Source organism: Stenotrophomonas sp. STEN087, assembly GCF_056759115.1.
Genome location: NZ_JBRRCR010000011.1, coordinates 22,992 through 44,337, shown reverse-complemented (window position 1 = coordinate 44,337; position 21,346 = coordinate 22,992). Strand labels below are relative to the sequence as shown.

The 21,346-nt window shown below is 67.9% G+C and carries 24 protein-coding genes; 14 read left to right on the top strand and 10 right to left on the bottom strand.

The window, feature by feature from the left end; all coding sequences use genetic code 11:
- The first annotated feature begins 96 nt into the window (after positions 1 to 96).
- Positions 97 to 675, top strand: coding sequence for a superoxide dismutase (locus ACVOK1_RS04925; RefSeq protein WP_200752266.1), 579 nt, complete (start codon positions 97 to 99; stop codon positions 673 to 675).
- Between the two features lie 110 nt (positions 676 to 785).
- Here ACVOK1_RS04925 and ACVOK1_RS04920 read toward each other — a convergent pair whose 3' ends face one another.
- Together ACVOK1_RS04920 and purE are read right to left on the bottom strand one after the other, a co-directional pair.
- A complete protein-coding gene (locus tag ACVOK1_RS04920) occupies positions 786 to 1,934 on the bottom strand; it encodes a 5-(carboxyamino)imidazole ribonucleotide synthase (RefSeq protein ID WP_406232143.1) in 1,149 nt (382 codons plus the stop codon).
- Positions 1,931 to 2,434: a 5-(carboxyamino)imidazole ribonucleotide mutase gene (purE, locus tag ACVOK1_RS04915; RefSeq protein WP_079221357.1), complete on the bottom strand. Its 504-nt coding sequence runs from the start codon at positions 2,432 to 2,434 to the stop codon at positions 1,931 to 1,933. The genes ACVOK1_RS04920 and purE overlap by 4 nt, the downstream gene beginning before the upstream one ends.
- Positions 2,435 to 2,492: 58 nt before the next feature.
- Between purE and ACVOK1_RS04910 the strand changes: the two genes are divergently transcribed.
- The 4 genes from ACVOK1_RS04910 to ACVOK1_RS04895 all read left to right on the top strand — a co-directional run bounded on the left by ACVOK1_RS04910 (position 2,493) and on the right by ACVOK1_RS04895 (position 5,125).
- Positions 2,493 to 2,762, top strand: coding sequence for a Trm112 family protein (locus ACVOK1_RS04910; protein WP_108746345.1), 270 nt, complete (start codon positions 2,493 to 2,495; stop codon positions 2,760 to 2,762).
- Positions 2,759 to 3,613 (top strand): carboxylating nicotinate-nucleotide diphosphorylase, encoded by an 855-nt coding sequence (gene nadC, locus ACVOK1_RS04905; RefSeq protein ID WP_108768391.1) that lies wholly within the window; start codon positions 2,759 to 2,761, stop codon positions 3,611 to 3,613. The genes ACVOK1_RS04910 and nadC overlap by 4 nt, the downstream gene beginning before the upstream one ends.
- A 154-nt stretch (positions 3,614 to 3,767) precedes the next feature.
- On the top strand, positions 3,768 to 4,706 hold the full coding sequence (locus tag ACVOK1_RS04900; RefSeq protein WP_481561302.1) for a DUF2272 domain-containing protein: 939 nt from the start codon (positions 3,768 to 3,770) through the stop codon (positions 4,704 to 4,706).
- A 68-nt stretch (positions 4,707 to 4,774) separates the two neighbouring features.
- A complete protein-coding gene (locus ACVOK1_RS04895) occupies positions 4,775 to 5,125 on the top strand; it encodes a DUF3301 domain-containing protein (RefSeq protein WP_108768389.1) in 351 nt (116 codons plus the stop codon).
- 109 nt (positions 5,126 to 5,234) lie between these two features.
- On the opposite strand, the gene ACVOK1_RS04890 is transcribed toward ACVOK1_RS04895, so the two are convergent.
- The 7 genes from ACVOK1_RS04890 to ACVOK1_RS04860 form a co-directional block, all read right to left on the bottom strand.
- Entirely contained in the window at positions 5,235 to 5,702 is a 468-nt protein-coding gene (locus ACVOK1_RS04890) for a ClpXP protease specificity-enhancing factor (protein ID WP_108768388.1), read from the bottom strand.
- An 85-nt stretch (positions 5,703 to 5,787) separates the two neighbouring features.
- Positions 5,788 to 6,423 (bottom strand): glutathione S-transferase N-terminal domain-containing protein, encoded by a 636-nt coding sequence (locus ACVOK1_RS04885; RefSeq protein WP_108768387.1) that lies wholly within the window; start codon positions 6,421 to 6,423, stop codon positions 5,788 to 5,790.
- A 134-nt stretch (positions 6,424 to 6,557) separates the two neighbouring features.
- Positions 6,558 to 7,307: a cytochrome c1 gene (locus ACVOK1_RS04880; protein WP_164074002.1), complete on the bottom strand. Its 750-nt coding sequence runs from the start codon at positions 7,305 to 7,307 to the stop codon at positions 6,558 to 6,560.
- Positions 7,300 to 8,559 (bottom strand): cytochrome b, encoded by a 1,260-nt coding sequence (locus ACVOK1_RS04875; RefSeq protein ID WP_108768385.1) that lies wholly within the window; start codon positions 8,557 to 8,559, stop codon positions 7,300 to 7,302. Before ACVOK1_RS04875 ends, ACVOK1_RS04880 begins: the two co-directional genes overlap by 8 nt.
- Positions 8,559 to 9,179 (bottom strand): ubiquinol-cytochrome c reductase iron-sulfur subunit, encoded by a 621-nt coding sequence (gene petA, locus ACVOK1_RS04870; RefSeq protein ID WP_108764653.1) that lies wholly within the window; start codon positions 9,177 to 9,179, stop codon positions 8,559 to 8,561. Before petA ends, ACVOK1_RS04875 begins: the two co-directional genes overlap by 1 nt.
- Before the next feature lie 197 nt (positions 9,180 to 9,376).
- Positions 9,377 to 10,309 (bottom strand): lytic transglycosylase domain-containing protein, encoded by a 933-nt coding sequence (locus ACVOK1_RS04865; protein WP_481561301.1) that lies wholly within the window; start codon positions 10,307 to 10,309, stop codon positions 9,377 to 9,379.
- A gap of 46 nt (positions 10,310 to 10,355) precedes the next feature.
- On the bottom strand, positions 10,356 to 11,324 hold the full coding sequence (locus tag ACVOK1_RS04860; protein WP_481561300.1) for a helix-turn-helix transcriptional regulator: 969 nt from the start codon (positions 11,322 to 11,324) through the stop codon (positions 10,356 to 10,358).
- 81 nt (positions 11,325 to 11,405) lie between these two features.
- Here ACVOK1_RS04860 and ACVOK1_RS04855 point away from each other — a divergent pair, with 81 nt between their 5' ends.
- The 9 genes from ACVOK1_RS04855 to ACVOK1_RS04815 all read left to right on the top strand — a co-directional run bounded on the left by ACVOK1_RS04855 (position 11,406) and on the right by ACVOK1_RS04815 (position 19,840).
- Entirely contained in the window at positions 11,406 to 12,026 is a 621-nt protein-coding gene (locus ACVOK1_RS04855) for a glutathione S-transferase family protein (protein WP_481561299.1), read from the top strand.
- 190 nt (positions 12,027 to 12,216) lie between these two features.
- Positions 12,217 to 13,632 (top strand): tRNA (N6-isopentenyl adenosine(37)-C2)-methylthiotransferase MiaB, encoded by a 1,416-nt coding sequence (gene miaB / locus ACVOK1_RS04850; RefSeq protein ID WP_481561298.1) that lies wholly within the window; start codon positions 12,217 to 12,219, stop codon positions 13,630 to 13,632.
- Positions 13,633 to 13,861: 229 nt separating this feature from the next.
- Positions 13,862 to 14,848, top strand: coding sequence for a PhoH family protein (locus ACVOK1_RS04845; protein ID WP_108768380.1), 987 nt, complete (start codon positions 13,862 to 13,864; stop codon positions 14,846 to 14,848).
- Complete coding sequence (ybeY, locus tag ACVOK1_RS04840; protein ID WP_108764644.1) at positions 14,845 to 15,330, top strand: rRNA maturation RNase YbeY; 486 nt, start codon at positions 14,845 to 14,847, stop codon at positions 15,328 to 15,330. Before ACVOK1_RS04845 ends, ybeY begins: the two co-directional genes overlap by 4 nt.
- Positions 15,331 to 15,394: 64 nt before the next feature.
- Positions 15,395 to 15,985 carry a hypothetical protein gene (locus tag ACVOK1_RS04835; RefSeq protein ID WP_481561297.1) on the top strand — a complete coding sequence of 197 codons (591 nt, stop codon included), beginning with the start codon at positions 15,395 to 15,397 and terminating at the stop codon, positions 15,983 to 15,985.
- 81 nt (positions 15,986 to 16,066) lie between these two features.
- Positions 16,067 to 16,615 carry a hypothetical protein gene (locus ACVOK1_RS04830; RefSeq protein ID WP_481561296.1) on the top strand — a complete coding sequence of 183 codons (549 nt, stop codon included), beginning with the start codon at positions 16,067 to 16,069 and terminating at the stop codon, positions 16,613 to 16,615.
- Positions 16,616 to 16,679: 64 nt separating this feature from the next.
- A complete protein-coding gene (locus tag ACVOK1_RS04825; protein ID WP_108768378.1) occupies positions 16,680 to 17,561 on the top strand; it encodes an HlyC/CorC family transporter in 882 nt (293 codons plus the stop codon).
- Positions 17,558 to 18,811: a lipoprotein N-acyltransferase Lnb domain-containing protein gene (locus tag ACVOK1_RS04820; RefSeq protein ID WP_108768377.1), complete on the top strand. Its 1,254-nt coding sequence runs from the start codon at positions 17,558 to 17,560 to the stop codon at positions 18,809 to 18,811. The genes ACVOK1_RS04825 and ACVOK1_RS04820 overlap by 4 nt, the downstream gene beginning before the upstream one ends.
- 6 nt (positions 18,812 to 18,817) lie before the next feature.
- Positions 18,818 to 19,840 carry a magnesium and cobalt transport protein CorA gene (locus ACVOK1_RS04815; RefSeq protein WP_481561295.1) on the top strand — a complete coding sequence of 341 codons (1,023 nt, stop codon included), beginning with the start codon at positions 18,818 to 18,820 and terminating at the stop codon, positions 19,838 to 19,840.
- Positions 19,841 to 19,915: 75 nt separating this feature from the next.
- On the opposite strand, the gene ACVOK1_RS04810 is transcribed toward ACVOK1_RS04815, so the two are convergent.
- On the bottom strand, positions 19,916 to 21,280 hold the full coding sequence (locus ACVOK1_RS04810) for an NAD-dependent succinate-semialdehyde dehydrogenase (RefSeq protein WP_481561294.1): 1,365 nt from the start codon (positions 21,278 to 21,280) through the stop codon (positions 19,916 to 19,918).
- Positions 21,281 to 21,346 lie beyond the last annotated feature (66 nt).

Here is a 21,346-nt window from a genome sequence, read left to right as displayed (position 1 = left end):
CAAACCGACCGCAGTGGTCGGCTAGACTGCCCACGGTAGCCGCCATTGTAAGCCGATGGAACCGGCTGCCGCCGTCCCCTGGCCACGAACCTGTCCATGCCCGTCGAATTGCCTGCCCTGCCCTACCTTTCCGGCTCCCTGCAGCCGCACCTGTCCGCGCAGAGCGTGGAACTGCATCACGGCCGCCATCATCGCGCCTACGTGGATGCGGTCAATGCCGCCATCGTCGGCACCGAATGGGAAGAAGCGCCGCTGGAAGAGATCGTCCGCCAGGCCCAGGGCACGCTGTTCGATGCCGCCGCCCAGGCCTGGAACCACGGCTTCTACTGGCAGTGCCTGCGCCCGCGTGGCGGTGGCGAGCCGCAGGGCCGGCTGGGTGAGCTCATCAAGCGCCAGTTCGGCGATGGCCAGCGCCTGCGCGAGGAATTCAACCGCGCCGCGCTGGGGCTGTTCGGCTCGGGCTGGGTCTGGCTGGTGCAGCACCCCGGCGGCCAGCTCGGCATCCAGGCGACCCGCAACGCAGGCACGCCGCTGACCGGCGAGAGCACCCCGCTGCTGTGCTGCGATGTGTGGGAACACGCGTATTACACCGACTACCAGAATGAGCGTGCGCGCTATCTGGAAGGGTTCTGGCAGCTGGTCAACTGGGAATTCGCCGAGAGCCAGCTGCGCTGAGGCGCCTGCCGGCCAGCGGCCGGCACTACCGGGATGGCGTGCCGCCGGGCATGGCCCGGCGCTACCGACATCGCGCGGCCCTTGCCGGCCAGCGGCCGGCACTACCCGATTCAGCGGTTGCGCAGCGCGTGCACCGCTGGCGCCACCTGGTCCTGGCGATCCAGCTCCAGGCCGACCTGCAGCAGCGCATCGGCCAGCGCATCGGCATCATCGTCACGCAGCGTGGCGTGGCCGACCTTGCGGCCGTCGCGCGGCTGCTTGCCATAGTCATGCCAATGGCCACTGGCCTGGCCCAGCACCGGCGCCGGATCGGGCATCGCGCCCAGCCAGTTCAGCATGCAGGCATGGCCGAGCATGCGGGTGCTGCCCAGCGGCAGGCCCAGCACGGCGCGCAGGTGGTTCTCGAACTGCGAGGTCTCGCTGCCTTCGATGGTCCAGTGGCCGGAGTTGTGCACGCGCGGTGCCATCTCGTTGGCCAGCAGCTCGCCATCGCGGCAGAACAGCTCCAGCGCGAACACACCCACGTAGCCCAGGTGCTCGGCCACGCGGCGCGCATAACCAATCGCCGCCTCATGCTCGGCATCGGACAACACGGCCGGGGCCACGCTGGCCGACAGCACGCCATCGACATGCCAGTTGCCGGTGACCGGCCACGCCTGGAAGCTTCCATCACGGCCGCGCACGGCGACCACGCTGACTTCGCGCTGGAAGGCGACGAAGCCCTCCAGGATCAGGCCGGTGCGCTCGACCTGGGCGCCGAGGGCGTCCCATGCGGCGTCTATGTCCGCCTCGCTGCGCAGGCGGAACTGGCCCTTGCCGTCATAACCCAGGCGGCGGGTCTTGAGGATGCACGGCAGGCCGAACTCGGCGGCCTTCGCGGCCAGCTCGTCACGGCTGCGGATATCGGCGAAGGCCGGCAGCGGAATGCCCAGCTGCTGGAACAGGGTCTTCTCGCTCAGCCGATCCTGCGCGACGGCCAGCGCCGACGGCGGCGGGTAGACCGGCACCTGGTCGGCCAGCCACTGCGCACTGTCGGCCGGCACGTTCTCGAAATCGAAGGTGACCACGTCGACCTTGGCGGCAAACTCGGCCAGAGCCTTGCGATCATCGAACGCCGCCACGGTGAGCGGCGCCAGCGGGCCGCTGCAGGCGTCGGCCGCCGGGTCGTACAGCTCGAAGCGCAGCCCCAGCGGCGCACCGGCCAGGACCATCATGCGGGCGAGCTGTCCGCCGCCCAGGATGCCGACGGTCAGGCTCATTGGCGCGGATCGTCGTGGGCCATGACATCTTCGGTCTGGCGGGTGCGGAAGGCCTCCAGCGCCTGACCGATGGCCGGCTGGTCGCTGGCCAGCATCGCCGCGGCGAACAGCGCCGCGTTGGACGCGCCCGCATTGCCGATGGCGAAGGTGGCGACCGGAATGCCGGCCGGCATCTGCACGATCGACAGCAGCGAATCCATGCCGTTGAGGGCCTTGGACTGCACCGGCACGCCCAGCACCGGCACGGCGGTCTTGGCGGCGATCATGCCCGGCAGGTGCGCGGCCCCGCCGGCACCGGCGATGATCGCGCGCAGGCCGCGCGGGCCCGCCTCTTCTGCATAGCTGAACAATACGTCCGGGGTGCGGTGGGCGGAGACCACCTTCACTTCGAACGGAACACCCAGGGCTTCAAGCTTCTGGGCGGCGTGCTGCATGGTTTCCCAGTCGGAGCGGGAACCCATGACGATGCCGACAAGCGGCGCGATCGGGTTGGGGGTCATTGGCCGTCACCTGCCTTAAAGACGTATTCTAGCCGTCTTCCACGCAAGACGAAGAACCATGGATCGCAAGCTGCTTGACCTGCTGGTGTCGCCGGACACCCGCCAGCCCCTGTCCCTGCTGGATGGCAAGGGCCTGGAAGCCCTCAACAAGGCCATTTCCGCCGGCTCGGTCAACAAGGCCGACGGCAACCCGCTGGCCCAGCCGCTGCGCGAAGCGCTGGTCACCCGCGACCGCAAGCAGGTGTTCCGGGTCGACGACGGCATTCCGGTGCTGCTGGCCGAAGAGGCCATCCCGACCGCGCAGATCGCCGACTTCCCCGCCGCATGACCGCCCTGCCGACGCCGGATGCGGCCCACGTCGCGGCCGATGTCGCCCGCGCGTTGGCCGAGGACCTGGGCAGCGGTGACGTCACCGCCGCCCTGCTGCCCGACCAGGCCGACAGCGCCTACCTGCTGTGCAAGCAGGATGATGCGGTGATCGCCGGTCGCCCCTGGTTCGACGCCACCCATCGGGCGCTCGACCCGGACGTCCGCATCGAATGGCGCGTGGCCGAGGGCGACCGCGTCGCCGCCGGCACCGTGCTGGCCCTGCTGCACGGGCGCAGCCGCAGTCTGGTCAGCGCCGAGCGCACCTCGCTGAATTTCCTGCAGACCCTGTCCGGCACCGCCACCACCACCGCCCGCTACGTGGCCGCCGTGGCCGGCACCGGCACGCGCATCCTCGATACCCGCAAGACCCTGCCCGGCCTGCGCCTCGCGCAGAAGTACGCGGTGCGCTGCGGCGGCGGTGACAACCACCGCTTCGGCCTGTACGACACGGTGATGCTGAAGGAAAACCACATCCGTGCCGCCGGCTCGCTGCCCGCTGCGGTGGCTGCCGCGCGCCAGCAGTGGCCGTCGTTGCCGCTGGTGGTGGAGGTGGAAGACCTGGAGCAGCTGCAGCAGGCACTGGATGCCGGCTGCGAGCGCATCCTGCTGGACGACTTCGATGCCGCGCTGCGCCGCGAGGCCGTGCGCATCACCGCTGGGCGCATTCCGCTGGAAGTCTCCGGCAGTGTGGGCCTGGAGGGATTGCGCGCGATCGCCGAGGACGGCGTGGACTGCATTTCCATCGGCGGCCTGACCAAGCACGTGCAGGCGATCGACCTGTCGCTGAAGCTGGGGCCGCCGCCGGGTTGAGGGTGGATCCTGTAGAGCCGAGCCCACGCTCGGCTGCCCCTCGAGCTGCCGCTTCGCTCGCCAGGCATGGCCCGGCGCTACCGGTTCGGAGGCCTTCACGATTCGGCTACGCCTGCCTCTGCGACGCTGCGGCCATCCCCCACAGGAGCCGCGCATGCGCCGGATGCTGTTGCCTGCCTGCCTGCTGCTGGCCGCCGCGCCGCTGTCAGCCGCCGCCGCCGAAGCCTGCGACGTGCCACCCCGCTTCGGCCTCAGTCCGCTGGCGATCTCCATCCGCAATGCTGCCTGCAATGAACATCGGCTCTGGTACCGCCCCTTCATCGACCGCGAGGGGCGCGCGGCCAGCCTCAGCGTCACCGAAGCGGAGAACGAGAACCTGGCCGACAACGGCCTGATCGCCTGGCAGCGCGTGGCCAGCTACTGGCGCGACAGCGGCACGCTCAACGCGATGGGCAGCATTCCCGGCGCCAGCAGCTGCCTGGCGCCGCTGGGCACGCGCTACACCGACAGCGACTGCCGCGCCTTCCTGGTCGACAACCCGTGGTCGGCCGCGTTCATTTCCTGGGTGATGACCCGCGCCGGCGTGCCGGGCTTCACCACTTCGCCGCGGCATATCGACTACATCCGCGCCGCCTACCAGGCGGGGCCGACCGGCGTGCCGTACCGGCTGGTGGATCCGGCCACGGCCAAGCCGGCACCGGGCGACCTGCTGTGCTTCCTGCGCGACCGCAGCAGCACGCTGAGCTACAGCGGGCTGGTGAAAGCGCTGGGCAACGGCTCGGTCGGTCACTGGAAATCGCATTGCGAAGTCGTGGTGGCGGCCAACCTCGGCGGCGACCAGACCCTGTACCTGGTGGGCGGCAACGTGATGAACACCGTGGCCATGCGCCTGCTGCAGCTGGACCGCACGGGCCTGATCCAGCTGCCGCCCGCGCGCGATCGCAGCAGCACCGGCATCGACCCCAGCTGCACGCCCGGCCGCGAGGACGAATGCAGCTTCAACCGTCAGGACTGGGCGGCACTGCTGCAGCTGACGGCCCCCGCATCGCGGGTGGCATTGCCGCCGGTTGCACCGCCAACGAATGGACAATGAGCAGGATGGCTTGATCCGCTGCGCGTTCGCCGCCATCTTTGCGGGATCGACCCTGCACGCGTGACGCCATGCCTACCCTGTTGTTGCTGCTGATTGCCGGCGGCATCGTCTACTTCTTCTGGAACGCCGCGCGTTCCGCCGCCGAACGTGCCATCGAACTTGGCCGCAATGCCTGCCGCGCCGCCGACGTGCAGTGGCTGGACCAGGCGGTGCACGCCACCGGCATGCGCCTGTCGCGCGGCGAGGATGGGCGGCTCGGCTTCGAGCGCACCTTCAAGTTCGAGTATTCCTACGACGGCATCGATCGCCACGTCGGCCGCATGGTGCTGCGCGGCGACCAGCTGGTGTCGTTCACCGGCCCGGGTGCGGCGCGGATCAGCCAGATCCGCGCGGATGTGGAAGACGCAGAGGACGTCTGAACCCGGTAGCGCCGGGCAGAAGCGTGCCGACCAACGGTCGGCACCCACCGTTGCTTTATGGAGTGCCGACCAGCGGTCGGCACCTACCGTTGCTTGTCGGCACCTACCGTTACTTCACAACGCGCAGCGTCGGGCGGCCCTTCGGCGGCGGCGTGGTCGGCGGGCGGTCGTCCGGCGGCGTGTCATCCGACGGGGTCTCGCCTTCGTGCAGCAGCTCGTCGCTGGTCGGTGCCGGTTCGGTACCCGGAATATCGTCCGGCAGCGCCATGCCCTGCCCGGTCTCGCGCGCGTACACGGCCAGCACCGCACTGATCGGCACCTGCACCGGATAGCTGGTACCGGAGAAGCGGGCCGAGAAGCTCACCATCTCGTTGTTGATCATCAGCTGCACCACCGCGCGCTCGGCGATGTTGAGCACCACGCGGCCATCCTTCACCGCCGAAGGCGGCACCTGGACGCCGGGAACGCCGGCATCGACCAGGATGTGCGGGGTCAGCTGGTTGTCGTTGATCCATTCCACCAGCGCCCGCAGCAGGTACGGGCGGTGGCTGGTCATGTGGAAGAAGTCGTCGGTCATGCGTGAAGTGTACGCGCCCGACGCCCCTGCCGGGGCGGATCGCCTGCACGCCGATGGGCATGCAGACGGAATGCGCCCGCCGGGATCAGCCCGGCAGGTCGCGCAGCTTCTTTTCCTGGTCGGTCAGGCTGCGGACGAAACCGGGGTGGCGGAAGATGCGGTTGCCGTAGTCCTCGATGGCCTTGCCATCCTTGGGCAGCGGCACGTCCAGCGACTGCAGCCGCCAGATGATCGGTGCCATCGCGCAGTCAGCCAGGCTCATTTCCGGGTTGAGGAAGAACTTGCTGGCCTTGAACAGCGGCAGCGAGGCGGTCAGCAGTTCCTTCAGGCGCTTACGACCGGCTTCGGCCTGGGTCTTGTTGCCCAGCTGGATGGCCTGCACCTGCGGCACCCAGTCGTGCTCGATGCGCAGCATGGCCAGGCGGATGCGTGCACGCGAGAGCGGATCGACCGGCATCAGCGGCGGATGCGGGTAGCGCTCGTCGAGGTACTCGCTGACCACCGAGGCGGCGTACAGCACCAGCTCGCGCTCGACTAGGGTCGGCACCGAGTGGTAGGGATTGAGGTCGATCAGATCTTCAGGCGGGTTCTGCGGATCGACAGCAACGGAGTCATAGCTGACCCCTTTGGCCGCCAGGACCAGGCGGACCCGGTGGCACAGGACATCATCGTTCGAGGAAAACAGCGTCAGTGTATTGCGCATGCGTACGCTCGCCGCCATCAAAGGCTCTCCCACGACAGGAGACCGCCTGCCGCATCGGCGCCGCCAGCACCGTGCTGGCGGTCGACTCCTCCCCGAGTGTGCAACCGAGCATCACAAAAGCCAATAGGCTTTGCGTCGTGCCGGCAGCAGAATCAGTGCACGTCCTTCCAGTATTCCTTCTTCAGCAGGTACAGCAGGAAGGTCAGCAGGGCCAGGAACAGGATCACCCACACACCCAGCTGCTGGCGCTTCAAGGCGGCCGGTTCACCGGCGTACTCAAGGAAGTTGGTGATGTCCCGCACGGCCTGGTCGTACTGCCCGGCATCGACGTTGCCCGGCGTTTCCAGGCGCAGCCCGGTGACCGGCGGATCCATGCCCGGCGCCTCGGCCTTGCCATGCACCGCGTGCTGCAGGCCCTGCATCTCCCACAGCGGATTGGGCATGGATGCGTTGGCGAACAGGGCGTTGTTCCAGCCCAGCGGCCGGCTGCTGTCCAGGTAGAACGACTTGAGGTAGGTGTAGACCCAGTCGCTGCCGCGCACCCGCGAGATCAGGCTGAGGTCCGGCGGCATCTTGCCGAACCACTTCTCCGCCTGTTCCTTGGGCATCGCCACCGGGATCGGGTCGCCGATCGCCGAGCCGGTGAAGTTGAGGTTGGCCATCACCTCTTCCTCGCTCAGGCCCAGGTCCTGCGCCATGCGCGAATAGCGCAGGTACTTCAGCGCGTGGCAGCCGGAACAGTAGTTCATGTACAGCTGCGCACCGCGCTGCAGCGATGCGCGGTCACCGAGGTCGTTGCCGGCCTGCAGCAGCTTGGTGCCACCTTCGGCGGCGGAGGCCAGGAAACTGCCCAGCATCAGGGTGGCCGTCAGGGCCAGCCGGACCATCCAGCGATCAGTCATGGGTGGTCACCCTCTCCGGTACCGGTTTGGTCCTGTCCAACCTTGTCCATACCGGCATGGTGATGAAGAACGCGAAGTACAGGAAGGTCAGCACCCGCCCGACGTAGGTTTCATGCGCATCGGTACCGGGGCCGGAACCGATCACGCCCAGCCAGACGAAGCACACGGCGAACACGCCCAGCAGCACCTTCGAAAGCACGCCGCGATAGCGGTAGGACTTGACCTTCGCACGGTCCAGCCACGGCACCAGGAACAGGATCGCGATGGCCGAGAACATCACCAGCACGCCGCCCAGCTTGTTGGGCACCACGCGCAACATCGCGTAGTACGGCGTGTAGTACCAGACCGGCTTGATGTGCTCGGGCGTCACCAGGCGGTTGGCCTCGGTGAAGTTGTCGTGCTCCAGGAACAGGCCACCGAAGGCCGGTGCGAAGAAGATGATGAAGGCGGCGATGATCAGCAGGAAGCCGGCGCCGACGCCATCCTTGAGCGTGTAGTACGGATGGAACGGAATGCCATCGGCCGGCGCGTTCGGCGACCAGCGGTTGCCCTTGGGCCCCTTTTTGATCTCGACACCGTCGGGGTTGTTGGAACCCACTTCATGCAGCGCGCCCAGGTGCAGTACCACCAGCAGCAGCAGCACCAGCGGCAGGGCGATGACGTGCAGGGCGAAGAAGCGGTTGAGCGTGGCATCACTGGGCAGGTAGTCGCCCATGATCCATTCGGTCAGGCCGTTGCCGATGACCGGTATCGCGCCGAACAGCGAAATGATGACCTTCGCGCCCCAGAACGACATCTGGCCCCACGGCAGCACGTAGCCCATGAAGGCTTCGGCCATCAGCACCAGGTAGATCAGCATGCCGAGGATCCACACCAGCTCGCGCGGCTTCTGGTAACTGCCGTACATCAGGCCGCGGAACATGTGCAGGTAGACCACGATGAAGAACAGCGAGGCCCCGGTGGAGTGCATGTAGCGGATCAGCCAGCCCCACTCCACGTCCCGCATGATGTATTCGATGGAACCGAACGCCTCGGCGGCGTTGGTCTTGTAGTGCATCGTCAGGAAGATGCCGGTGACGATCTGGTTGACCAGCACCAGCAGCGCCAGCGAGCCGAAGTAGTACCAGAGGTTGAAGTTCTTCGGCGCGTAGTACTCGCTGACGTGCTTGCGGTAGACCGGCATCAGGCCGGGCGCGCGCGCGTTGACCCAGTCGGCCACGCCGCTGGCGGTACGGGCGAGGATATTGGCCATCAGGCTGCCCCCTGCGGATCGACACCGATGATGATGGTGTTGTCGTCCTGGTAATGGTGCGCGGGCACCTTCAGGTTGATCGGCGCCGGCACGTCCTTGAAGACGCGGCCGGACATGTCGAAGCGCGACTTGTGGCAGGGGCAGAAGTAGCCGCCCTTCCACTGCGGGTCGTACGGCTCGGGCCGGATCTCGGCCACCATTTCAGGCGAACAGCCCAGGTGCGTGCACAGCCCGACCAGCACGGAGACATCCGGCTTGATCGAACGCAGCTCGGGGTTCTGCTTGAGCACGTAGTCCGGCTGCTGGTCCTTCTCGCCGGACTCTGGGTCCTTGAGACGGCCATCCAGCCCATGCAGCGCGTCGAGGATCGCCTTGGACCGTTTGACGATCCAGATCGGCTGGCCACGCCATTCCACGATCAGGCGTTGGCCTTCCTGCAGGGCGCTGATGTCGGCCACCACCGGTGCGCCGGCAAGCTTGGCGCGGGCACTGGGGTTCCAGGATTTGATGAAAGGAACTGCGGTGAATCCGACGCCGACGGCGCCCACCACGGCTGTGGTGGCAGAAAGAAAACGCCGACGTCCGGTGTTGACTGGATCGTGTACCCCATCGTTGGCCATCCGGCACTCCGATATTGATTAGGTAGCTTTAAGGCTGCCAGCGGATCCGGTGGGGGCCAGAGCCGCATTGAATCATGGGCGAGTGTAGCGGAACCGTCGCGCGCCACACAACGCATTGCAACAATCTTTGTAGAGCGTGCCGACTGACAGTCGGCACCTACCTGCTTGCCGCTTCGCTCGCCGGGCATGGCCTGGCGCTACTGCTTGGTCAATGCGGTGCGGTAGCGGTCGGCCAGCTGGCCGACGCGGCGCACGTAGTACTGGGTTTCACTGTACGGCGGGACGCCACCGTGGCGGTCGACCGCGCCTTCGCCGGCGTTGTAGCCCGCTGCGGCCAGGGTCAGATCGCCATTGAAGCGCTTCAACAACCACGCAAGATACTGCACGCCGCCACGGATGTTCTGGCTGGCGTCGTAGGAATCGCTGACCCCGAAGCGTGCGGCGGTCGGCGGCATCAGCTGCATCAGGCCCTGCGCACCGGCGCGGCTGAGCGCGGTCGGGTTGTAGGCCGACTCGGCATGGATGATCGCGCGCACGATGGCTTCTTCCACGCCGAACTCACGTGCGGCCGAGGCGATCTCGGTCTGGAACGAGGTGGTGTTGAGGCGCACGCTGCCGAAGTCCACGCGCGGGTTGACCCCGCAGGCGTAGCAGCGCTCCATGAAGCTGTAGCGGATGGTGCGTACCGGACCGAGATTGGCGACCTGGGTCGGGCGCGCACTGGTGTAGTGGCGCACGCCATCCTGCATGTACGAATAGACCTGCCCGCTGACCATGCGGCCGCCGCGCGGCGTGGTCGCCGGCTTGGCTGCAGGGGTGGCGGCGACGGCCGGGCTGGCGGCACTGGCGGCCACGGCCACCGGGTTGCGCTCGGCGCTGGCCACCTGGGTGGCAGCCGGAGTGGTGCTGGCGGTCTGCACCGGCGCCGCGGCCGGAACGGCGCGCGGGGTGGCGGGACGGCGGGTATCGCGGCTGTAGCTGATGCTGCTGCAGCGCGCGCCGGGCACGCGCTTGCTGACATAGCTGGTGACGCCGTCGGCACCCTGGCACTTGAACAGGGTGCCGGCGCTGGCCGGCGCAGCGGTCAGCGCAGCGATGATGATCGCCGTTGTCCCCAGTATCCCCTTCATGGCGGCGAGTGTCCCAGCTTCGCCGGGCCTTGCCAAGCCGCCCCGCTCAGTCCGTGACCGCCGGCACAGCCAGCAGCTGGCCCAGCCCGGCCAGGCGCTGTGCCAGTTCGTCACGCAGTTCCGGCGGCGAGGTCCACAGGGCCAGTGGCAGCCGATCCAGGCTGAGGATCTGGGCCAGCATCATGCCGCGGCTCTCGGCGCCCATGCGCAACAGGCAATGGTCGGGCCCCTCGGGCTCCAGCACCCCGCACCAGGGCGGAATGCGACCCTCCAGCTCGGCCAGGCTGCCGGCCAGGCGCAGGATGGCCTGCAGGGTGAAAGGCGCCTGGCTGACGGCCTGCCGCACCATCACGTCGGGCGGCGCCGGGGTGCGCCGGTGCAGGCCGGGCCCGGGCTGCAGCTGCACCGCGCCCATCCGGTCCACGCGCAGGGTGCGCCAGTCCTCGCGGACCAGATCCCAGGCCAGCAGGTACCAGCGACGGCCGTAGTTGACCAGGTGCTGGGCCTCGACCTGGCGCTGGGTCAGCACGTCCTGCGCGCTGCGGTACTCAAAGGTCAGCCGTGCGGCCTGCCGGCAGTGCTGGGCCAGGCGGCCGAGCAGGCGCGCATCGGTGGCCGGCAGGTCGGACAGGGTGGCGGTGGCCGCATGCACCTCGCCGGCCTGCTGCCGACGCCGGGTCGGCACCAGAGGGTCGAGCTTGGACAGCAGGCCGCGGGCGGTCTCGTCGATGCCCGACAGGGTGGCCGAGGCGGCCCGCAGGGCGATGGCCAGGGTGATCGCCTCCTCCTCGTCCAGCAGCATCGGCAGCACCGGGGCGCCGGTGCCGAGCCGGTAGCCACCACCGACCCCGGCCGAGGCCTGCACCGGGTAACCGAGCTCGCGCAGGCGTTCGATGTCGCGGCGGATGCTGCGCCGGTCCACGCCCATGCGCTCGGCCAGCTCGGCGCCGGACCAGTGCCGGCGGGCCTGCAGGAGCGAGATCAGGCGCAGCAGTCGATGGGCGGTATGGCGCATGAGGAATCGAGGACAGAAGTCGTCCGCGATTGTGCCCCAGCATGGCCTCCCGCTTCATCACCCACCGCAAGGAGCCCTGCCATGTCTGCACGCCAGATCACCCTCTACCACGCCGCCCGTTCACGCTCGAGCGGTGCCGTCGCCCTGCTCGAGGCACTCGGCGCCGACTACCGGCTGCAGGTGCTGGACCTGAAGGCCGGCGCCAACCTGGCCCCGGCCTACCTGGCCATCAACCCGATGGGCAAGGTGCCGGCGATCATCCACAACGGCGCGCTGGTGACCGAACAGGTGGCCATCTACCTGTACCTGGCCGACCTGTACCCGGAAGCCGGGCTGGCGCCGCCGATCGGCGATGCGCAGCGCGGCCCCTACCTGCGCTGGATGGCCTTCTACGGTGCCTGCTTCGAGCCGGCGATGACCGACAAGGCGCTGCACCGCGAGCCGCCGCCGCGGATGATGTCGCCCTACAACGATGCCGAGACCGTGCTGCAGGTGATCGAGGCGCAGCTGGCGCAGGGCCCGTACCTGCTGGGCGAGGCGCTGAGCGCGGCGGACATCCTGTGGGGCAATGCGTTGGGCTGGATGCGCGAGTTCGGGCTGGTGCAGCCGGCCCCGGCCACCGTGGCCTATATCGACCGGATGGGCACGCTGGCCGCCTTCGACCGCTCGCGGCAGATCGACGCGGAGCTGGTGGCGGCGTAAGGGGGGTTGCAGTAGATCCACGCCATGCGTGGATGGACCTGTCCGTCGCGCCCAGGGCACGGAACGCAGCCAGGCATGGCCTGGCTCTACTGACAGCCGAGCGTCCGCTCGCCCCCAAAGGGGCGCGGCGAGCGGCGTGGGATGCGGGTAGAATTGCCCGCTTTCCCGCCACCCGAATGGATTAAGCGCCATGACCGGGACGCCAGACGTCTTTCCGCCCGCCTCGGGCGGTACCCCGCTCGTTGCCCTGCCCACTGGTCCGCGCAAGCCCGACCAGGTCAAAGGCAAGCTCTACATCAAGACCCACGGTTGCCAGATGAACGAGTACGACTCGGCCAAGATGGCCGACGTGCTTGCCGCCAGCGATGGCCTGGAACTGACCGATACCCCGGACGACGCCGACGTCATCCTGGTCAACACCTGCTCCATCCGCGAAAAGGCGCAGGAAAAGGTGTTCAGCCAGCTGGGCGTGTGGAAGGGCCTGAAGAACAAGGGCCGCGAAGTCATCATCGGCGTGGGCGGCTGCGTGGCCTCGCAGGAAGGTGAAGCGATCATCAAGCGCGCGCCGTTCGTGGACCTGGTGTTCGGCCCGCAGACCCTGCACCGGCTGCCGGAACTGATCCGTGCCCGCCGCGAGCAGAAGCGCCCGCAGGTGGACATCAGCTTCCCGGAAATCGAAAAATTCGACCGCCTGCCGGAACCGCGCGCCGAGGGCGCCTCGGCGTTCGTCTCGATCATGGAAGGCTGCTCCAAGTACTGCTCGTTCTGCGTGGTGCCCTACACCCGCGGCACCGAAGTCAGCCGTCCGTTCGAGGACGTGGTGGTGGAAGTGGCGCAGCTGGCCGCACAGGGCGTGCGCGAGATCAACCTGCTCGGGCAGAACGTCAACGCCTATCGCGGTCCCTATGGCGACGGTGAATTCGCCGACCTGGGGCTGCTGATCCGCACCATCGCCGAGATCGACGGCGTCGGCCGCATCCGCTTCACCACTTCGCATCCGCTGGAATTCAGCGACTCGCTGATCGACGCGTTCCGCGACGTGCCGCAGCTGGCCAACTTCCTGCACCTGCCGGTCCAGGCCGGCAGCGACCGCGTGCTGTCGGCGATGAAGCGCGGCTACACCGCGCTGGAATTCAAGTCGAAGATCCGCAAGCTGCGCGCGGTGCGCCCGGACATCTCGATCAGCTCGGATTTCATCGTCGGCTTCCCCGGCGAGACCGATGCCGATTTCGAGAAGACCATGAAGCTGATCGAGGATATCGGCTTCGACCACAGTTTCTCCTTCATCTACTCGCGTCGCCCGGGCACCCCGGCGGCCGACCTGGAGGACACGATCAGCGATGCGGAAAAGCACGCGCGGCTGTCGCGCCTGCAGGAACGCATCAATGCGCATGCCGCCGGCATTTCCGAAAGGATGGTCGGCACCGTGCAGACCGTGCTGGTGGAAGGCCCCTCGCGCAAGAACCCGAACGAGTTGACCGGCAAGACCGAGAACATGCGTTCGGTGAACTTCCCGGCGCCGGCGCGCCTGATCGGCCAGTTCGTGGACGTGGTGATCACCGAGGCGCTGACCAATTCGCTGCGTGCGCGGGTGGTGGCGGATTGATTGCCATGGGGTCAGAGCCCCTTCGGGGATCTGACCCCGCCGCCCTTGGCACATTTTTCACCAGCGCTTCACCTCCCTTGCCGCGCAGGCTCCGCAAATACTTGTCCACAGCTTTCTTCGGCGCCGATCCACACCCGGTGTGGAGAACTGTCGCCCCGCCCGTCCGCGCGCTAATCTTGTCTTCCCTGGGTCCATCGCGGTGGACGGCGAACCCGCCCCACCCCACGCAATGAAAAGCATCGAGCATCGAGATTTCACCCTGTCGCCGGAAGACAACGAGCGGCTGGCCAACCTGTGCGGCCCCTTCGACGGCCATCTGCGCCAGATCGAGCTGAAGCTCGGCGTGGAGATCGCCAACCGCGGCTTCGTGTTCCGCATCAGCGGGCCGGACGAGGCCATCGTCGAGGCGCAGAAGCTGATCGAGGCGCTGTACGTCGAAGCCGCCGAGACCACCTTCGACAGCCACGCCATCCACCTGCGCCTGGCGCAGGCCAATGTCGAGCAGATCGCCGAGCGTTCCTACGAAGCGCAGGACGTGGCGATCAAGGTCAAGCGCGGCACCGTGCGCGGCCGCGGCGCCAACCAGGGCCGCTACCTGCACCAGATCGCCACGCATGACATCAACTTCGGCATCGGCCCAGCCGGCACCGGCAAGACCTTCCTGGCCGTGGCCAGCGCGGTGGAAGCACTGAACGAATCGCGCGTGCAGCGGCTGATCCTGGTGCGCCCGGCGGTGGAAGCCGGCGAGAAGCTGGGCTTCCTGCCCGGCGACCTGAGCCAGAAGGTCGACCCCTACCTGCGCCCGCTGTACGACGCCCTGTACGAAATGATGGGCGTGGAGAAGGTGGTCAAGCTGCTGGAAAAGAACGTCATCGAGATCGCGCCGCTGGCCTACATGCGCGGGCGCACGCTCAACGATGCGTTCGTGATCCTGGACGAAGCACAGAACACCACCATCGAGCAGATGAAGATGTTCCTGACCCGCCTGGGCTACGGCTCCACCGCGGTGGTCACCGGCGACCTGACCCAGACCGACCTGCCCAAGCACGTGAAGTCGGGCCTGCGCGACGCCATCGACGTGCTGCGCGATGTGGAGGGCGTGACGTTCACCTTCTTCGAAGCGCGTGACGTGGTCCGCCACCCGCTGGTGGCACGCATCGTCAATGCCTACGACCGCCGCGACCTGCATCAGATTCAACCTGGAGCTACCCCATGACCAAAGGCCCCGTGCGACTTGATGTCGCCATCAGCTACGCCCTGCCCCGCACCGGCCTTCCAGCGGCGGTGAGCTTCCGCAAATGGGTGGCGGCGGCCCTGAAGGGACGCATCCGCGAGGCCGACCTGGCCATCCGCGTGGTCGATGCGAAGGAAGGGCAGTCGCTGAACCGGCATTACCGTGGCAAGGATTACGCCACCAACGTGCTCAGCTTCCCGGCCGACGTGCCCGAAGGCCTGCCCAAGGGGGTGAAGTTCCCGCTGCTGGGTGACCTGGTGATCTGCGCGCCGGTGGTGGCCCGCGAGGCCGACGAGCAGGGCAAGGCACTGAACGCCCATTACGCGCACCTGACCGTGCACGGCGTGCTGCACCTGCTGGGCTGGGACCACGAGGACGACAAGGAAGCCGAGGCGATGGAGCAGCTGGAGCGCGAGATCCTGGCCGAGCTGGGCATCGAGGATCCTTACGCCGGCGAGCGCTGAGGCCAGAACCGCGCTACTCTCGGGCAGACATCCCCGGGAGACATGGACGATGAAGGGTCAACTCATGGCCGCGCTGGCCATACCTGCGATCTGCATTCTTGTAACGGTCGTGGGGTTGTACGTGGCGCGTCGAAACATCGCGCGCCACCCCGATGGCCGGCACTGGCTGCTGCTCACGCTGGCGCTGGTGTCGCCGGTCAGCCTGCTGGCAGCGTTCCTCATTGGCCTTGTCCAGTCGCGCCTGCCGCACGGCCTGATCCCTCCGCAGATGTTCAACGCCCTCTCGGTGATCGCACTGCTGCTGCCGCTGGTCGGCGTGTGCACCGCCCCGCTCAGCTGGCGCGTTTTCGTGCTGCGCCGCCTGCACCGCGGCAGCGGCAGCCTGCCTTTCTTCCGGGCGCCCCGGGTGCAGCTGCTCGCCCTGTTCGCGCTTGCCGCCGCCTACATGCTGGTACGCGGCAATGCAGGCCCGGTCGGATTGCCGATGCCGCTGCAGCCGAACTACCTGACGTTGGCAGCCGGCATCGTGATGGGTCTGATCCACGTGGTCCTGACCGTGGTGTTCCTGACGCTGCCGGTGATGGCGCTGTGGGCGCTGGCCAGCGGCGGGGTGCGGGCTGCCTGGACGCGCCGGCGCGCGGCACCGCAGGGCTGAGGGCGTAGCCGCCGACCGGTCGCAGTCGCCGTCCACCGCCGCTACCATGTCCGGGCATCCTCCATCGCGGATCTCCTGCCTGTGCTGCTGCGTACTGCCCTGCCCCTGCTGCTCGCCTCCCTCGCTGCCCCCGCTTCGGCCGCCCCGCTGGACCTGCCGGCGCTGATCGAATGCCGCCAGGGCGTGGCCGAGCATGCCGCGCTGGCACCGCTGCTGGCCGACCCGCTGAAGGCCGTGGCCCAGGGCCTGCAGCCGCTGCCGCAGGGCAACCAGTTCATGAGCGAGTTCCGCCTGGCCAACCCGATCACCGTGTTCGGCCAGCAGACCGAGCGGGTGGCCGTGGCCGGCGCCAGCGTGATGGCCGTGCTGGACCAGGCCGACCCGCACCCGCTGGCCAAGCGCCTGGAACTGGAAACCGGCTACGACCAGGACGGCAAGTTCATGGCCGGCCGCGAGGTGGTCAGCCGCGACGTGACCGACCCCAGGACCGGCGAGGCCCAGATCGAATCGATCATCCTCAGCGTGTCCACGGTGGCCAGCCACCCCGGCAAGACCCTGGCCGGCTGTACCTACAGCCTGGATCTGCCGGCCGACGACGAGGTTCCGGCCGCGGCCGCCGGCGGTCACTGAAAGGCGCCAACATCCTGCTAGACTTGGGACAACGCCCGGCTTGCCGGGTGCCCTTTTTCCAGAGATGTCAGAAGACGACAGTAGTAGCTCCTCCCTGGAGCCCAATGAAAAGAAGCGCGGCTGGCTTGAACGCCTGACCTCCGCCTTCTCCGGCGAACCCCATACCCGCGACGAGCTGGTCGCTGTCCTGCACACCGCGCAGGAAGAGGGTCTGATCGCCGCCGATACCCTGAAGATGATGGAAGGCGCCATTTCGGTGGCCGAGCTGACCGTGGGCGACGTGATGATCTCGCGCTCGCAGATGGTTTCGCTGCCGGTCGAGGCGCCCTTCCTGGACCTGATGAAACAGGTCGTCGAATCGGGCCACTCACGCTTCCCGGTGCACGGCGAGAACAAGGACGACATCCTTGGCATCCTGCTGGCCAAGGACCTGCTGCGCGGCGTGGTCGCCGACAACGGGCCGGCCAACGTGCGCGAACTGCTGCGCCCGGCGGTGCTGATCCCCGAGGCGAAGAAGCTCAACGTGCTGCTGAAGGAGTTCCGCCTGTCGCGCAACCACATGGCCATGGTGGTGGACGAGTACGGCGGTGTCGCCGGCCTGGTCACCATCGAGGACGTGCTGGAACAGATCGTCGGCGAGATCGACGACGAGCATGACGAGGCCGAGGATCAATCGGCACAGATCGCGATCCAGGCTGATGGCCGCTACGTGGTCGACGCGCTGACCGCGATCGGCGATTTCAACGAGCGCTTCGGTGCCACGTTCTCCGACGAGGACTACGACACCATCGGCGGCCTGGTGACTGAGGCGATCGGCCACCTGCCCGAGGTCGGCGATGAGCTGGCGCTGGACCGCTTCATGTTCCGCGTGGCACGCGCCGATGCGCGCCGGGTGCAGGCCTTCCATGTGACGGTGCTGCCGCCGGACGAGCAGGACGACGCTTGAAGCGCCGGGGCCTGATCCTGAGTGTGTGGCTGGCACTGTGCGTGCTGGCCATGGCCCTGCCGCAGGCGGCCTTCGCGCAGGCGATGGCCGCCGCGCCGGCCACCGATGCCGCCGCCCCGCAGGAAGCGCCGGCGCCGCGCATCGGCGTGGTGACCATGCAGCCGGGCACGGTGTTCTTCGAACGCTTCGGCCACGACGCCATCGTGGTGCTCGACCCGGTCAGCGGAGAGGCGATCTCGTACAACTTCGGTTACTTCGATCCGTCCGAGGATGACTTCATCAGCCGCTTCGCACGCGGCGACATGATGTATTACCTGGTAGCGCTGCCGCTGCAGCAGGACCTGTCGTACTACGACGAGACCGGCCGCGGTGCCAGCGTGCAGTGGCTGGACCTGCGCCCGGACCAGGCCCGTGCCCTGGCAGCCGGCCTGGCCGAACGGGCCAAACCTGAGAACGCGCGCTACCACTACGACTACTACACGGCCAACTGCGCCACGATGGTGCGCGACACCCTCGACAAGGCACTGGATGGCGGCCTGCATGCGCAGCTGTCCGGACGTTCGCGTGGCAACACCTACCGCAGCGAATCGGTGCGCCTGGCATCGCCGGCACCGTGGATGTGGCTGGGCTTCGACGTCGGCCTCGGTCCGTTCGCCGACCAGCCGCTGTCGCGTTGGCAGGAAGCCTTCGTGCCGATGCGTCTGGCCGATGCGCTGCGCCAGGTGCGCAACAGCGATGGCCGGCCTCTGGTGCAGAGCGAGCAGGAACTGCTGCCGCACCGCATCGATCCCGAGCCGAAGGAATTCGCGCGGCGCTGGTGGCCGTGGCTGCTGTGCGGCCTGGTGATCGCCGCCGGCGTGCTGGCCCTGCGCAGCCGCCCGCGCCTGCTGGCCGGCATCGCCCTGCCGTTCTGGCTGCTGTGCGCCCTGTTCGGTGGCGTGCTGGTGTTCCTGTGGGGCTTCAGCATCCACTACGCCGCGTGGGCCAACCGCAACCTGCTGCTGCTCTCGCCGCTGGCGGTGCTGCTGCTGCCGGGCGCCATCGCGCTGCTGCGCCGGCGCGTGCCGGGACGCATGTTCAGCATCGTGCTGTGGCTGCTGGCCGCACAGTCCGTGGCGGCGCTGGTGCTGCACTGGCTGAGCCTGCAGGCGCAGTACAACGTGCAGTGGATCGTGCTGCTGCTGCCGGTGCACGTCGCGCTGGCCTGGGTGCTGGCCCGTCGTCCTCACTTGTCCGAAACACCCCGCTGACGCAGGATGGCGGGCATGTCATTGCCCGCCTCCGCTTCCGCACCCGCGTCGAACAACCCCGCCTGCGTCATCAACTGCGTCCACTACGATGACCAGGGCAAGCGCCACGACATCAGCCTGGACGCCATCAGCGATGTGATCGCCAGTGGCAACGGCTTCGTCTGGGTGGGCCTGTTCGACCCCAACGACGACGTGCTGCTGAAACTGCAGGAAGAGTTCTGCCTGCACGACCTGGCCATCGAGGATGCGCGCAACGCGCACCAGCGCCCGAAGGCCGAGGCCTACGGCAACTCGCTGTTCGTGGTGATGACCACCGCGCAGATGGTCGACGAGCGCATCCAGTACGGTGAAACCCACGCCTTCCTCGGCCCGCGTTTCCTGGTGACCGTGCGCCACGGCGCATCGCTGTCCTACGCGCCGGTACGCGCGCGGGTGGAACGCGAGCCACAGCTGCTGAAGATGGGGGCGTCGTACTGCCTGTACGCGGTGGCCGATTTCGTGGTGGACAACTACCTGCCGATCACTACCCGCTTCCGCGACACGCTGGACGTGCTGGAGAAAGACATCTTCGCCGAGACCTACAAGCGCAGCACGGTGACGCGCCTGTACGAGCTCAAGCGCGAACTGAACAAGATGCGCATGGCGGTGGCACCGCTGCAGGACGTGCTGGCGCAGCTGCGCCGCTACCAGGGCGACCTGATTCCCGACGAAGTGAAGCTGTACGTGCGCGACGTGCACGACCATGCCGCGCGCATCAGCGATGTGATCGACACCCTGCGCGAGATGCTGGGCACGGCGCTGAGCGTGAACCTGTCGCTGGTGACGCTGGCGCAGGGTGAGACGGTGAAGCGCCTGGGTGCGTGGGCGGCGCTGCTGGCCGCGCCGACCCTGATCACCAGCTGGTACGGCATGAACTTCAGCCACATGCCCGAGCTCAACCAGCCGTGGTCCTACCCGTTGATGATCGTCGGCGTGGCCGCGGTGTGCGTGGGGCTGTACCGGTTGTTCAAGCGCGCGAAGTGGTTGTAGGGCGTATCGACCAACGGTCGATACCTACCGGAGCGGCGGGCAATGCCGGCCAGCGGCCGGCACCACCGTTCGGGATCAGGCCACGTAGACGGTCTTGATGTTCATGAACTCATGGATGCCGTGGTCGGCCAGTTCGCGGCCGAAGCCCGATTCCTTGCTGCCGCCGAACGGCAGCCGCGCATCGCTCTTGACGATGGCGTTGACGAAGGCCGCGCCGCATTCCATGCGCTGGGCGAAGCGCTCGCCGCGCACCACGTCGCCGGTCCACACGCTGCCGCCCAGCCCGAAGCGGGTGTCATTGGCCACGCGCAGCGCCTCGGCTTCGTCCTTGACCCGGATCACCGCCGCGACCGGCCCGAACAGTTCCTCGTCGTAGGCCGGCATGCCCGGGCCCACCTGGTCGAGCACGGTGGCCGGATAGCCCGCGTGGGTTCCCGCAATCGGCTCGCCGCCTGCCAGGACCTGTGCGCCCTTGGCCACGCTGGCCTGCACCTGCTTGTGCAGCTCGTCGCGCAGGTCGGCACGGGCCATCGGTGCCAGCGTCGTGGCACCGTCGTTGGGATCACCGTACTGGCGCTGGCCGGCGGCGTCGACGAAGCGCTGGGTGAATGCATCGGCCACCGCCTCGACCACGATGAAGCGCTTGGCCGCGATACAGGTCTGCCCGCTGTTGTCGAAGCGCGACTTCACCGCCGCGGCGACGGTCTTGTCCAGGTCGGCATCGTCGAGCACCACGAAGGCATCGCTGCCGCCCAGCTCCATCACCGATTTCTTCAGCTCGCTGCCGGCATTGGAGGCAATCGAGCGCCCTGCCCGCTCGCTGCCGGTCAGGGTCACCGCCTTTACCCGCGCGTCGCGCAGCACCTCGGCGGCCTGGTCGTTGTCGATGTGCAGCACGTCGAACACACCCGCCGGCAGGCCACCGTCACGACACACCGCCAGGATCAGGTCGGCGCACTGCGGCACGTTGCTGGCGTGCTTGAGCAGGGCCACGTTGCCGGCCATGAAGGCCGGGGCGAGGAAACGGAACACCTGCCAGATCGGGAAATTCCACGGCATCACCGCGAACACGCAGCCGATCGGCTCGTAGCGCACGTAGCTGCGCTGCGCCTCGGTGTCGATGATCTGCGGCTTCAGGTAATCCGCGGCATGGTCGGCGTAGAACTCGCAGGCGGCCGCGCATTTTTCGACCTCGGCCAAGGCCTCGGCCTTCAGCTTGCCCATCTCGCCGGTCATTGCCTGCTGCAGGTCATCGCGGCGTGCGCGCAGCTGGGCGGCGATGCTCTTGAGGATGGCGCCGCGATCCTGCAGGGATCGCTCGGCCCACACGGGGAACGCCTCGGCGGCGGCCTGCAGGCGCTGCTCGATGTCGGCCGCGCCGAACAGTTCATGGCGGTAGGTGACCTGGCCGGTGGCCGGGTTGACGATTTCGACGGTCATGGGGGATCTCCATCAGGCAGATCCCCATTCTGCGCCGGCACCCGTGAGCCGGGTGTTGCCGCCGCA